Raw genomic sequence first — 14,042 nt, forward strand, 5'->3', positions numbered from 1 at the left:
TTTGGCTTCACGCTGTAAACTCCGCTTCTCTCCTTCTCATCTCTCGCGAAACCACTATGCGCATCCTACTAGCGGTCATCCTGACGTTGAGTGTTGCGGGGTGTGGCACAATGGCCAACCTTGAGGGGCAGCAGTCCCCATTCCTTTCCCCACCTGGATTTAAGCCAGTTCGTGTTTATGGTGGCGTGCGGAATGACTTTGATTGGGTCTCTGCAGGCTTCAACGATTCCGAAACGGACGGTGATGCCCAAGACAATTCTGACCGCCTGTCTACCCAAATTTTGGAGGATCCAATCGGCGTTGCCGGTGGTATGACTGCGCTCGGTTACTTTGCTGTGGTCGACCCGGTGCTGTCGTTCGCCGCCGATACCATAACCCTGCCGTACGTCATCGGAGTGCTGCAAGAGTCGGCGGATGAATCAAGCGTCGATGTCGCACAGCATCCTCAAATTGAATCCGATCCGTGACTGCCGCCGGTCCACAACTGCACGATCCCGGGTGGATGGCAGCTGGAATGGGGGTGACCGGAGAGCTTGCATTCAAACGGATTGAATCGTTGAGGGGGGCTGTTTTTCTGAGATGGGCCTGCTGCAGCTCCTTGTCATTGCTGATATCCTGGTGAGCTGTGGAGTGAAACGCAGTCAATGCAGGTTTCTGGGTCATCTTAGATTCAGGGAGATACAGCCTCTTATTGCGGTCCTGCCGTTATTTGTTATCTCATAAGGGTTTACGGGTGATGCGCATCGCTTGGGTATATCGATTTATTCGATGTGTTGTGCTCAAACTATCTATTTGACGGATTCCTTGTTCCTGCCTATAAGTTAATAGTACTAAAATCTTGTCCAAGCCGCTCCAGCTGTCTTGGGCGAGGACGGTATCGGAACAAAATAGACAGGTGACATTTTTTTCTCAAAGCGGCGATGAGTGAAAACATTGTGGTTAGACGTGCCGGTCGATCAGGAACGATCGGAGGCAGCATTTGCAGATGGAAGCGAGATTGCACTGTTGGGCCAACCGCTGAGCCGACCGCGAATTATCTGATGTGCGCAGACGCACGTCCCATGACGCGTATGTGACTTTTAATGTTTCCAGGAGATTGATTCTCCAGCTTTCCCTGAGTGATTTGGCACAATTTAATCAGCACGAGGCACGAGGCGCGATGATGAGTGGTGATTTGCGGGCAGAGAAGATTGCAGGGGGCGCCTGGATCCTTGAGCAGTTTACACATAGCAATCCAGTGCACGAACGGAATGCTGCGCGACGTGTGTTGAGCGAAGTCATGCGTGCTTGGCCGGGTGACGTACATCGTTTGTGGTGGAAGTGGTTCAACGAAGCTGCCAAAAGCTTGGGCCTTCGCGCTCGAACCATGGATTGTACGGTTGAGGAAGCGCTGGCGCTGGTTGAGGATGGTGCGCGGCTGGTCACGTATCGTGATGAGCCGAAGTCGGAATGGTTGGCGGTGCTGGGGAAGAGCCGGCGGCGGATTCAAATGGCCTCCGCTGCGCAGACCGTGCAAGAGAAACGGATCTCTGTGCGCTCACTGAAACGCTCTCTGACATCGCTTGCCAAGGATGGGAAAATACGATGTATCGTTTTGGAACCGCAAACCGGCGAACATCCGGTCGGCGGGGCACATATTGCACCACTGGATCGGCTGCGACATTTGATGTTGCCGGAGTGGTCCGACCTTTGGATTGTGTTGGTGTTCGCCTTTGTCGTCGGCCTGCTCATGCTGGCGACCCCCATTGCGATCGAAGCTTTGGTGAACACGGTTGCCTTCGGCCGGTTTCTGCAACCGGTGGTCGTTTTGGCGTTGATTCTGTTCACCTTTCTTGGATTCCTGGCGGCGGTGCGCGCGCTGCAGACATACGTGGTCGAGATCATTCAAAGGCGTTTGTTCGCACGGGTGGCGGCGGATTTGGCATATCGTCTGCCGCGTGTCGAAGCGGAAGCGACGGATGGACATTACGTTCCGGAACTGGTCAATCGTTTTTTTGACATCGTGACGGTTCAAAAGGTGGCGGCACAGCTGCTGCTAGACGGGCTGGGACTGATCTTGACCGCGGTCATCGGTATGGCCGTCTTGGCTTTTTATCATCCCTGGTTGCTCGGTTTTGACATTGTGCTTCTGGCTTCCATCGCTTTCATTATTCTCGTGCTTGGTCGCGGTGCGATTGCGAGTTCTGTGAAGGAGTCGAAACACAAATACTATATGGCCGCTTGGTTGGAAGACATCGCGCGCTGTCCGAGCACCTTCCGCAACGACGGGGGGACTGAGTTTGCATTGGAGCGGGCCGACCGATTCATTCACGAATATCTGTCAGCCAGGAAATCTCACTTTCGTATTTTGATGCGGCAGATTTTGTTTGCCTTGGGCCTGCAGGCCGTCGCCAGCACGGTGTTGCTGGGCATTGGTGGTTGGTTAGTGATTAACGGTGAGCTGACGCTGGGGCAACTTGTGGCGGCGGAACTGATTGTCACGATGATTGTGGGAGCGTTTGCAAAACTCGGCAAACATATGGAGAGTTTTTATGACCTGTTGGCCTCGGTCGACAAGTTGGGAGTGCTGTTTGATCTACCGATCGAACGGCAAAGTGGTATGTTGGGTGTTGGACAACAGGGGCCGATCGACGTCCATGTGAATGCCGTTTCGTATGCGTGGCCGGGTCGACCTGCAGTCGTCGATTCTGTCTCTGTCAAAATTCCCCCAGCAACAAGTTTTGGCATCTTTGGTCCTTCAAATAGCGGAAAGAGTACGCTGGTCGACCTGATTGGTGGACTAAGGTCTCCCACGGCGGGTCACTTAACGCTGGATGGTTTCGATCCCAGTGACCTACGTCCCGATGTCTTTAGAGAACGGGTGGCGATCGTTCGTAATAACGAGGTGTTTCACGCCACAATCGATGAAAACGTGCATCTCCATCGTGAAGATGTTTCATCGAACGATGTCCGTGAGACACTCCAACACCTCGGTCTGCTTGAGCCAATTCTGGAGCTTGACGAAAGCCGAGAAACCGCAATGAGCAGCAGTGGTGCTCCGCTGACTGAAAATCAATGCCGCTTGTTGACAATTGCACGGGCGGTTGTGGGTCGCCCGGGGCTTTTATTGATTGACGGCGTATTGGATGCGCTTCCTGATGAAGAGCTTGAGTTGGTTTTGGATTTCCTGTTAGCCCCAGAGCAGCCCTGGACCATTATTATTGCCACAGGGCGTGAGTCGCTCGCGCGGCGCTGCATGAATCGCATCGATCTGAAGTCACAGTCATCGCCGATTAAATCTTGAATTGGACCTTGGAATGCCCGTCACGACAGTTACGCCTGATACAAAACCGAAGCAATCACGCCGAATGCTTGCGCCAGCAGCCTACAGCGAAACGGCTATGCCGTCATTGCGGCTTGCGCGCTCTTCGCGATTGGCCCGTCGGTTGGGGAAATTCCTGTTGGTTTTCATGGTGATGGGATTCATCCTCATTGCGTTCGCGCCATGGCAACAGTCCGTGAAGGGGACCGGTGGGGTGATTGCTTATGCGACGGACGAACGACAACAAACACTCGAAGCTCCCATTAAGGGGCGAATTGCTCGTCTGGGCGAAGGGGTATTTGAGAATGCCTTCGTCAAAAAAGGACAACTCATCGCCGAAATTACTGACATTGATCCCTCCTACTTGGGGCGGCTAGAGGATCAATTGGCGGCCTCCCAAAATCAGGTCCAAGCGGAGGCACAAATGTTGGAGGCCAGTCGCAACAATCTGATCGCCGCACACACGATCGTCAATTCCTACGAATCGCAGGTGAGAACCTATGAACAGGTCAAGGCGCAAGTCGTGGCGGCTGCGGACGCAGCGGTGAAGTCGGCGCAAAATAAGATCGACGCTGAGATTCAACAACTTGAGGAGCATAAGGCGGCGGAGTCGCAACTTGAGTTAAACTTCAAACGACAAAAGACGTTGTATGAAGAAAACATCGTGTCAGAACTCAAGTATCAAGAGGCTGATCGTAAGCTAAAAGAGATTCAAGCCAAAGTTGCCAAGACGGAACAATACATCAATTCCGCTAGGAACGAACTTGCCCAGAAACAAAGTGAGCGGAAGGCGAAAGAACAGAAGGCACAGGCCGACATTGATTACGCGAATGCGACCCTGCGCAAGGCGACGGGCGACGTGGCTAAAGCGGAAAGCGATGTGGCCAAAGCTCAGTCCAGTCTGAACAAGGCTCAAAAAGATCTGCTTGAGACAGAAACGAAAGTCGCACGTCAGAGAAGCCAATCTGTGATGGCGCCGTTTGACGGGTTTGTCACACAAATTACTCCCAATCAAGGAAGTCAGGTCCTTAAGGCGGGGGATCCGATTTGTCGCATCGTCCCTGAGACAGCGGATCGCGCTGTGCAGATTTGGCTGGACGGTAACGACGCGCCCTTAGTGGAGCCTGGCCGGCACGTTCGATTGCAATTTGAAGGTTGGCCGGCTGTGCAGTTTGCGGGCTGGCCGTCGGTTGCTGTTGGAACATTTGGCGGCGAAGTCGTTTCCGTCGACGCCACGGACGACGGCAAGGGGCGGTTTCGCATCTTGGTTCGTCCCGATCAAGCCGATCGGCCTTGGCCTGGTGATCGTTATCTGCGTCAAGGTGTGCGAGCCAACGGTTGGGTGCTGTTGAATCAAGTGCCGCTGTGGTACGAAATTTGGCGGAACATGAACGGCTTCCCACCGGTTGTTTCGATTGAGGAGCCGAAGAAAAAAAATAAGAAGCCGCCTTTGCCCAAATCTTAAGCCACGTAAAGTTCATCGGTCTGTTTTGGGAATTGTTCTCAGTCTCGTTTGGAGAGATTTGCCAATAGTTGCTGCCGTTTTAGAATCCCAATTGACTAACAATCTGTTGCTATGATTTTTCACCGATCCTCAACCCCGGGAGTCAGCGATGAGCATGAACTTTTCCACTGATGGATTGCCGTTGAAAGTTAAAGTCCAAGATTATGTCCAGCGGAAAATCGACTCAGCAATCGGCCCGTTTGAAGACTTCGTCAAAGCGGTCGACATCCGACTTGTCGACGTGAACGGCCCGAAAGGGGGCGTTGACCAACGTTGCCGGGTGGCGGTGGCTATGAACGGGAAGCCTGACATCATTGCTTCTGCCAATCATGAAAACGCCTATGGGGCAATTTCGTTGGCAGTCGACCGCGTGCGACGGAGTCTGGAACGGGTTGTGGGTCGCAACAAAGCAAAACGAAACCGGAATAGTCCACTGAGTCATCAGATTGAGGACTCAAATCCCCCCGAAAGTACGGAATTCGAATAAAGGTCTCGGCGTTTGAGGAAGGACTGGGGCTGAAAGAACAGGACCCGGTCCTTAAGCATGATTTAGGATAGAAATCAAACTCAATCGCCCCGATGGGCTGTGCCGATAATAACGATTACGAAGACTGTGGGGGGACCGTGAATCTACGCGCATAGAAACTCGTATCAAATGCACTGTTGTATGAACATGCCAATAGCGAGACTTCGCGCATCTCTCATTGCCTGTAGCGTCATCGCTGCTCTGGGTTGTTCGGTGACTACGAATCAACCCCCGGTTGATTTAAATCGATCGGCAAATACTGCGGCCCCAGCCTCCACGACAACCGTCGATCCAACAGAATCCGAGTACGACGACCAAAACGAGACGACGCTTGGCGATCCACTTCAGCTCGTTTCTGATGAAGTCGAGGCCGCGCCGGTTCCAGAGGAACTGCCTGAGGAAGTGGAGTACTTAACAGACAAAGATCCGGCAGCTGAACCTGAAGAACGGGCGGTTGAAGATTACATTCAGCCCATTCCCCTTGATCTCGGAGCCGGCAATGCGTCCGCCGTCGTCATCGACCAAGTCGTCAATTCGGTTCATGAGTCTTACCCACTGCTGGCTGCTGCACTGCTGGAAAACTCGATTGCTGACGGAAAGCAACTGGCGACTTGGGGCAAATTCGATACGAAGTTCAAAAGCGCGAGCCAAAATGGCGCTCTTGGTTTCTATGAGACCTACCGTCAGGATATCGGATTCGTCCAACCCATTTACAGTGGGGGTGAATTCTTTAGCGGCTATCGAATCGGACGCGGCAATTTTCAACCGTGGTATCAGGAACGTCAGACCAATGAAGGGGGCGAATTTAAGGCTGGGTTTCGCGTCCCGCTGCTGAAGAATCGCGAGATCGATGAGCGACGCGCCGCCCTGTGGCGTGCGACGTATGAACAACAACGCGTCCGTCCGGAAGTTCGCGCTCAATTGATTCTGTTCGTCCGAGAGGCCAGCATTGCCTACTGGACTTGGATTGCGACAGGACAGCAATACAGAATCTGGCAGCAAGCTTTGGAACTTTCGGAAGAACGCAATTCGCGTCTCCAGCGGCGCGTTGAAGAAGGAGATCTTGACCCGCCGGCATTGCAGGACAATCTACGGTCTATCGCGTTGCGCGAATCGAAGTTGATTGACCGTGGACGGAAACTGCAACAGTCTGCGGTCAAATTGTCTCTGTTCTACCGATCTGCTGATGGTTCGCCCATCATTCCCGAACCGTCGCAGCTGCGTGATTTTCCGGAGCCGACCGAATTCCTCGCGTCCCAACTCGAATCTGACATTCAAGTGGCCTTGTCACAACGCCCTGAATTGGCTGCTTTGGATGCCCTTTACCGGCAAGTGAATGTCGACCTGGCAGAAGCCAACAACGAGTTTTTGCCGAGTGTCGATGCGCAGGTCTGGAACTCGCAGGATATGGGAGAACCGACCAGCAGCAAGCGCGACAAATCTCGATACGAACTGGAAGCGAGTCTATTCATCGACGTGCCGTTGCAACGCCGCAAAGCACGCGGGAAATCCCATGCCGCTGAGGCAAAACTTTCACAAGTGGCCGTGAAGCGTCGCTTTACGCAAGACAAAATTGTTGCCGAAGTTCAAGCTGCTTTTGCCGGATTGACCGCCGCGTTTGATCGTCTGGGCAAGGCGCGCGAGGCGAAACGTCTTGCTGAGTATATGGCTGATGTGGAACGTCGTCGCTTTGAACTGGGGCAGTCCGGTTTATTGGATGTTTTCATTCGCGAGCAATCCGCAATCGAGGCGGCGGACGGCGAGGTTGAAGCCTTGCTGGAGTATTTCGCAGCTTTGGCGAACTACACCGCCGCCCTCGCATTTGACTGGCCGATGCCTGCCGAAAGCAAGCCTTAGGGCGCTTTCAAGCAGCGAGCCGAACACGCCGAACAGGCTCTGGGATCGACTTGCATTCTGAATTGACTATCCAGCTATGATGTATCTGGATATTATCAGGTGTCGATTCGGTCGTCCTCGACAGGCTTCGTTCAGTCTCTGCGATGAAATCATGCCAACATGAATGCGGACTGGTTAAACTACCACCATCTACTCTACTTCTGGATGGTTGCGAAAGAGGGTAGTGTCACACGTGCCTGTGAAAAACTGCATTTAGCCCAGCCAACGATTAGCGGCCAGTTGAAGAAACTCGAGAGTGCGCTCGGCGAGAAACTCTACGAACGCGTTGGCCGCGATTTGGTACTCACTGACGTGGGCCAAATGGTTTATCGTTATGCCGATGAAATGTTTGCCATTGGTCAGGAACTTGGAGACGCGATTAAAGGCCGTCCGACCGGGCGACCGGTTAAGCTGTTGGTCGGCATTCCAGAAGTGATACCGAAATACATCGCATTTCGGCTGATTGAGCCGGTACTGCACCTTGAAGAGAAAGTGCAGATTGTTTGCCGGGAAGGGTCGATGGAGCAACTGTTGTCCCAATTGGCCACGCACGAACTGGATGTCGTTTTCTCAGACTCGCCAGCCGGTTCAATGGTTCGCATTCGCGCGTTCAATCATGCGCTGGGGGAATGTGGCGTGGGGTTGTTCGGTACCGCTCAGTTGTGCCGACAATTTGAGCAGGGGCTCCCAGGATCGCTGAGTTCTGCTCCGTTTCTCCTTCCAGCGGAGAACACAGCGATGCGGCGATCCGTTGACGAATGGTTTCTCGCTGCCAATATTTCTCCAGAGGTCGTTGGCGAATTTGACGACACAGCCTTGTTGAAAGTGTTTGCGGAGGCAGGCATCGGTTTCGTGCCTGGTCCACTCGCGATTCGCGCGGAGATCGAACGGCAGTTCGGCCTGAGTTTTCTTCTTGAAATCCCCAATGCCATCGAACGATTCTATGCCATTACGGTCGAACGTCGCATTCGCCATCCCGCTGTGATGGCAATATCGGAAGCGGCCAAAGAGTCGCTGTTTGCACAATGAGACAGCAATGGACCGGCTTTCCCAAGGGGCGGCCATTCAAAAATTAATGATGCACCCGTTGATGGAGATCTGCAGGTTTGTGGAACAAGATCAATCGAGGTACAAAACAGGTTCTCCTGATTTTAAACATTCAACACCTGTGCACTGAATTCGAGGAAATCATCAATGCTGACGCTCCCACTGCGATTCCTGACCGTTGCATTGTGCATCCAGCTGCTATTGGGGAATTCTTTTGCTGAAGCTGCCGAGCAACAGACGAAGCCAAACCCTTTTAAAAAAAATCAGCTCACACCGCGGTATTTCTGCGATGGCATTGCAACTGGCGATCTGAATTGTGATGGGCACGCGGATATCGTCGCGGGGCCGTATTGGTATGCAGGGCCGAAGTTCACTGCGGCTCACGAATTCTACATTGCCGAGCCACTCGAGCCTGAAAAGAGTCCCTCGAACAGCATGTTCTCTTTCGTGCACGATTTTAATGGCGATGGGTGGCCCGACATTCTCGTCTTAGGACGAGTCCATCTGCATCCCGCCTATTGGTACGAGAATCCCGGTGATCAAGAGGGAGTATGGCCAAAACATTATGCATTTGAGCGTGTGTATGGTGAGTCGCCCACGCTGGTTGATCTTGATGGAGACGGCCGTCCGCAATTGGTTTGCCATTGGGAAGGACGCTGGGGGTGGATTGAACCAAATTGGGAGGCTCCGACGGAGCCTTGGCAATTCAAACCGCTGTCGGAACTTGGGGACTGGAAAGAGTTCTACCACGGGACCGGTGTCGGGGATGTCGATGGCGACGGACGCCTGGATCTTGTCCTCAACGACGGTTGGTTCATTCAACCTTCGGAGCCCAATACTACATGGACTTGGCACCCCCATCGTTTTTCTGATGAGCGGGGTGGGGCGCAGATGTTTGTCTACGACATCGATGGGGATGGCGACAACGATGTGGTGACTAGCCTGAACGCGCACGGCTGGGGATTGGCCTGGTTTGAGCAATACCGCGAGGGAGACGAGATCGCCTTCCGCAGGCATCAATTCATGGGGACACGCGAAGAAATTGACAAATACGGGGTGGCCTTCACGCAACCACATGCACTCGATCTGGGCGACATCAATGGCGACGGGCTCAAAGACTTAGTCGTCGGCAAACGGATGTGGGCGCACGGTCCGAAAGGCGACATTGAGCCGGGTGCGGCGCCGGTGTTGTATTGGTTTGAGTTGACACGCCAGGACGGCGAGACACGTTTCGTACCTCATCGGATCGACGACCGCTCGGGAGTCGGCGTTCAAGTTACAATTGCCGATGTCAACGGCGACGGCGTGAACGATATTCTAACCGCATCGAAGCTCGGGAGTTTTGTGTTTATCAATCAACACAGTAAAGAGTGAAGCTGAATATAGGTTCCAGGCTCCCAGGATTGTTTTCAGCGTGTCATGAGAAGTCTAATCCGATTATCCTGGACTTGATGTGACTCTCCCCCCGATGCGTTTTTGTGATTCCTCAGCAATTGATCTCTAAGATTGGGCGACCCGTGACCATGAATATCAAGACTTATATTTTGGCGCTGTTGTGCCTTTTCGTCAGCTTGACAAGCCGCTGCGTATTGGCGCAAACGAACCAAGTTCTTGACATCGGCAACCGCCGCGAACTGTTCATTGACGACCATCTTGTGGGCGAGATGAAGAACGTTCAACTATTGGTCCACCAGCCGATCCGCGAGGAGATCGCGGTGAAATGCGATCAGCCTTGGGAGGGCAATGGCTGCGGCTACTACACGGTCTTGCACGATCGCCAAGAGGCGGTCTACCGCATGTACTACCACGCTTGGCAGATTCCCACAGGCATCGAACCGGGCGGACCACTAACCATTGGCTACTTCGAGAGTCAGGATGGCATACATTGGGAGCGGCCCAATCTTGGTCTGTGCGAGTTCCAAGGTTCGAAAGACAACAATATTATTTTGGACAAGTTGGGTGACGGCGGTCGCTGCCACGATTTCTCACCTTTTATCGACTCGAATCCCGCCGCGAAACCGGAGGGGCGATACAAGGCCATCGGAGCCGGGTTTGAAAACCAGAAGGGCATCTGGGTCTATCAGTCGCCCGATGGAATTCACTGGACCCCCATGGCCCCCGGGCCGGTGTTCGACAAAGGGGCATTCGACACGCAGAACATTTCGTTCTGGTCGGAGACAGAGAAGAAGTATGTGATGTATTACCGTGTTTTTTCTAAAGGTGGTTTCTCGGGGACACGGCTGATCAACCGAGCGGTCTCGGACGATTTTCTCCATTGGACCGATGAGGGAACCATTGCTTTCCCCGAGGGTGAAGGGCCGCAACCGCTCGCGCAGTTTTATGTCAATCAAGTCAAGCCGTATGAGCGAGCGCCGCATCTATACATTGGGTTTCCTGCGCGGTATGTCGATCACGGATTGACCGCTTCGACTCCTTTGTTGCCCGAGTGGAAGCTGCGCGAAAAACGGATGACAGTCACTCCGCGATATGGCACGGCAATTACGGACTCGATTTATATCACGAGCCGCGATGGCCGAAACTTTCGTCAAAGCAACGACGTTTTTTTACCACCCGGATTGCGAACCAAACACAACTGGTCGTACGGAGACAATTACATCGCTTGGCATGTCGTCGAAACTGAGTCGGTCAAGGACGACGCTCCGCGCGAGCTTTCGCTTTATGCCACGGAATCGTATTTCACGGGTCGCCAATCCCGCTTGCGGCGCTATTCATTACGCGTCGATGGTTTCGCTTCGATGCACGCCAAGCTGAAACAAGGTGAGTTCACGACCAAGCCTATTCGCTTTTCGGGGAAGGAACTTTCGCTGAATGTGGCGACCAGCGCCGCTGGTCTGGTTCAGGTGGAAATTCTCTCGCCCGACGGCACACCCATCTCCGGCTTTTCGCTCGCGGATTGTGACATCATCTATGGTGACTCACTCGATCGCCGCGTCAGTTGGAAAGGGAACAGGAGCGTTGAGGCCCTCGCCGGTCGTCCCGTGGTCCTGCGGATGGTCGTGCGTGAAGCAGACGTGTACTCGCTGAAATTCGAAAACTAGCAGCCCGCCTGAAAAACCAAAAACATCCGCGAGTCGGGTGCCACTTCTGGCTTGTCCAGCAGTGTTTTACGTGTCACGCTGTTTGCACTGGCGGACAAGCCGCCAGTGGCACCCTTTTTGGGGCGGGCTTCTAGGCGGAGGTCATCGCTTGTTATGCGCCGAAGCTCGTCAATCGATATCGGCGAATTGCGCTCCCTCTCTCTCTCGTCATTCCTGATGGTTACCCGCGAATTGACGCTTCAAATCGCCTGCTCGCAATTTGATTGGCGCTAGGCTCTCTCTGATTCCGGCGAGAAAATCGCCTCTATATCACGCGCTACGATGCGTGAATTCCGACGACAGTCCTGGCCAAAATCATCGGGGCAGGGAAAAGCCGCGTTACATTCCGCTGCTGCCGTCGCCTGTCATGGCAGAGGCAGGAAGAATTGATCAATTCTGAGAGTTGTCTATGTCGGGCGCCGGACCTCGGGGCAGAGTGCCGATGCGGTGCGGCAGTCCATGTGTAACCCAGGTGCGTTGCGCTTCAGACAACGCACGCTCAGGAGACAGGAATCATGAAACGAATATTGAGACGCTCCTCTCTGTATGTGGCTGCGGTGGTTCTCGCGACGGTAGCCATGATGCCCGCGCCGGCCCGCGCCGCCGGTATGTTGATTGCCGATGGCGGCTTTGGTGGCGTGTTGGAGATTGAAGAGCACACGGCCGATGTGACCATTAACAACGGGGTGGTGGTCACGCATGTCACGCAGGTCTTTCGCAACACCGAGGATCGGCAAGTGGAGGCGCTGTATCTGTTCCCCGTGCCCAAAGCGGCATCGGTGGCGAATTTTAGTATGTGGATCGGCGGCAAAGAGATGGTGGGCGAAGTCTTGGAAAAGAAACGGGCCCGCGAGATCTACAATAGTTACAAGCAACAGCGCCGCGACCCGGGCCTTTTGGAACAGGTCGACTACAAAAACTTTGAAATGCGAATCTTTCCGATTGGTCCCAAAGCTGAACAAAAGGTGCAAATTACCTATTACCAAGAACTTGATTTCGATCATGACTGGGCGACCTATGTCTACCCGTTATCAACCGCGCCACGTTCCGGGTTGGATGCACAGACACAGGGGAAATTTGGTCTGACGCTACACGTTAAATCACAGATCCCCATTAAAAAGCTGGAAAGCCCCAGTCACGGCGACGATTTTGTTGTCGTCCGCCATACCGACTCGTACTACGAAGCCAGTTTGGAAACCGACGGCGGGGACTTAAATCGTGACATCGTTTTGGCCTATCACGCCACGCGTCCGCATACGGGAATCGACGTGATTACATCGAACCAATCCGGCGATGACGGGTATTTCCAACTCACATTGACGGCTGGAGAGGAGTTGGCCGAAGCGTATACCGGAATGGATTATGTCTTTCTGCTCGATATTTCCGGCAGCATGGCGCGGGATGGCAAATTGCGGATTTCTCGCAATTCGATCGATGCCTTCATTGGCGAACTGGGGACTGAGGATCGGTTTGAACTGATTACGTTCAATGTCGTCCCTAGTACTTTGTTCAACCAATTGCAGCCGGTAACGGATCAGTCACAAGCGGAAGCAGTCGAGTTTCTCCGTTCGCAACAAGGCCGCGGCGGTACGGTGCTGCGACCGGCCATGGCGACCGCCTACAAATATGGTGATCCCGATCGTCCGTTGAATGTGGTCATCCTCAGCGACGGGATGACCGAGCAGTCAGAGCGACGGGAGCTACTCGAATCCATTCAATCGCGTCCCTCGGGAGCTCGTGTCTTTTGCATCGGAGTGGGCAATGAAGTGAATCGACCGTTACTATCGCAACTGGCCGAAGAGGCGGGCGGGTTGGCTGCGTTTCTCTCCGGGGGTGACGACTTCTCCCGACAAGCGGAGTCTTTTCGCCGTAAACTCCTGCGTCCGGCGGCTGCCGATGTGAAGATCACCTTCGACGGCGGGGGTGTGTATGACGTTGAACCGAAGCAATTGCCCAACCTGTATCACGGCATGCCGGTGCGTTTGTACGGTCGTTACCGGAAAAGCGGACCAGCGACGGCGCGGCTGACAGCTGAGGTCAACGGAGCACCCATCGAACAATCGGTATCGCTGGAATTTGCCGAGGTCGATCCTGCCAATCCCGAAATTGAACGTATGTGGGCTTGGTTGAAAGTGAATCGACTGCTGAAACAAGCGGACCGCGCTGGATCACGAACCACCGTAATCGATGAAATCGTACGGCTCGGTGAGCAGTATTCGATCGTGACCGAATATACCTCCTTTTTGGTGTTGGAAAACGACGCCGAATACAAACGTTGGCAAATCGAGCGCCGCAACCTGCTGAGAGTCGGACGTGATCGTCGGGCACAAAAGCAGCAACGTGCGGAGTTGCAACGGCTGCGCGAACAGGCATTCACGGAATTGGGTCCGAACGTCGAACCCACGACGCCACAACCGCAGCAGGTGGTTCAAAACGAGACGGCTGTTCGCAACGTTCCATTGCAGGCAAATCCGACTCCGGTCACACAACCGCCGGGACAAAGCCGCGATGTGAGCTTTAGTCCCGGTGTATCAGGCGGCGGTGCGTTTGATCCGATCAGTGGAGGAATTGCACTGGCGTTAGCGGGCTTGGGTTTCGCCGCCCGCCGTCGTCGCCGCTCCAATATGGATGATGAAAACGGGGAGGTTTAAGTGTTCTCTGAAACGAAGA

The 14,042-nt window shown here is 53.9% G+C and carries 9 protein-coding genes; all 9 read left to right on the plus strand.

The genetic code is table 11. The features are described 5' to 3' along the window. The first annotated feature begins 56 nt into the window (after nucleotides 1-56). The 9 genes from Mal52_RS04275 to Mal52_RS04315 all read left to right on the plus strand — a co-directional run bounded on the left by Mal52_RS04275 (nucleotide 57) and on the right by Mal52_RS04315 (nucleotide 14,023). A complete protein-coding gene (locus Mal52_RS04275; protein WP_145374480.1) occupies nucleotides 57-467 on the plus strand; it encodes a YceK/YidQ family lipoprotein in 411 nt (136 codons plus the stop codon). A gap of 692 nt (nucleotides 468-1,159) precedes the next feature. Continuing rightward, complete coding sequence (locus tag Mal52_RS04280) at nucleotides 1,160-3,283, plus strand: peptidase domain-containing ABC transporter (protein ID WP_145374481.1); 2,124 nt, start codon at nucleotides 1,160-1,162, stop codon at nucleotides 3,281-3,283. A gap of 64 nt (nucleotides 3,284-3,347) precedes the next feature. Beyond that, on the plus strand, nucleotides 3,348-4,766 hold the full coding sequence (locus tag Mal52_RS04285; RefSeq protein ID WP_145374482.1) for an HlyD family secretion protein: 1,419 nt from the start codon (nucleotides 3,348-3,350) through the stop codon (nucleotides 4,764-4,766). A gap of 148 nt (nucleotides 4,767-4,914) precedes the next feature. After that, nucleotides 4,915-5,292, plus strand: a complete 378-nt coding sequence (locus tag Mal52_RS04290) for an HPF/RaiA family ribosome-associated protein (protein WP_145374483.1) — start codon at nucleotides 4,915-4,917, stop codon at nucleotides 5,290-5,292. 252 nt (nucleotides 5,293-5,544) lie between these two features. Beyond that, a complete protein-coding gene (locus Mal52_RS04295; protein WP_197534653.1) occupies nucleotides 5,545-7,188 on the plus strand; it encodes a TolC family protein in 1,644 nt (547 codons plus the stop codon). 159 nt (nucleotides 7,189-7,347) lie between these two features. Then, the gene (nhaR, locus tag Mal52_RS04300) at nucleotides 7,348-8,256 is read left to right on the plus strand and encodes a transcriptional activator NhaR (protein ID WP_145374485.1); all 909 of its coding nucleotides are present in this window, start codon (nucleotides 7,348-7,350) and stop codon (nucleotides 8,254-8,256) included. Between the two features lie 165 nt (nucleotides 8,257-8,421). Then, complete coding sequence (locus tag Mal52_RS04305) at nucleotides 8,422-9,648, plus strand: FG-GAP repeat domain-containing protein (protein ID WP_145374486.1); 1,227 nt, start codon at nucleotides 8,422-8,424, stop codon at nucleotides 9,646-9,648. A 149-nt stretch (nucleotides 9,649-9,797) separates the two neighbouring features. Continuing rightward, nucleotides 9,798-11,333, plus strand: a complete 1,536-nt coding sequence (locus tag Mal52_RS04310; RefSeq protein ID WP_145374487.1) for a glycoside hydrolase family protein — start codon at nucleotides 9,798-9,800, stop codon at nucleotides 11,331-11,333. Nucleotides 11,334-11,887: 554 nt separating this feature from the next. Further along, nucleotides 11,888-14,023, plus strand: coding sequence for a VIT and vWA domain-containing protein (locus Mal52_RS04315; protein WP_145374488.1), 2,136 nt, complete (start codon nucleotides 11,888-11,890; stop codon nucleotides 14,021-14,023). Nucleotides 14,024-14,042 lie beyond the last annotated feature (19 nt).

Origin of the sequence: Symmachiella dynata, assembly GCF_007747995.1 — a bacterium.
GTDB lineage: Bacteria > Planctomycetota > Planctomycetia > Planctomycetales > Planctomycetaceae > Symmachiella > Symmachiella dynata.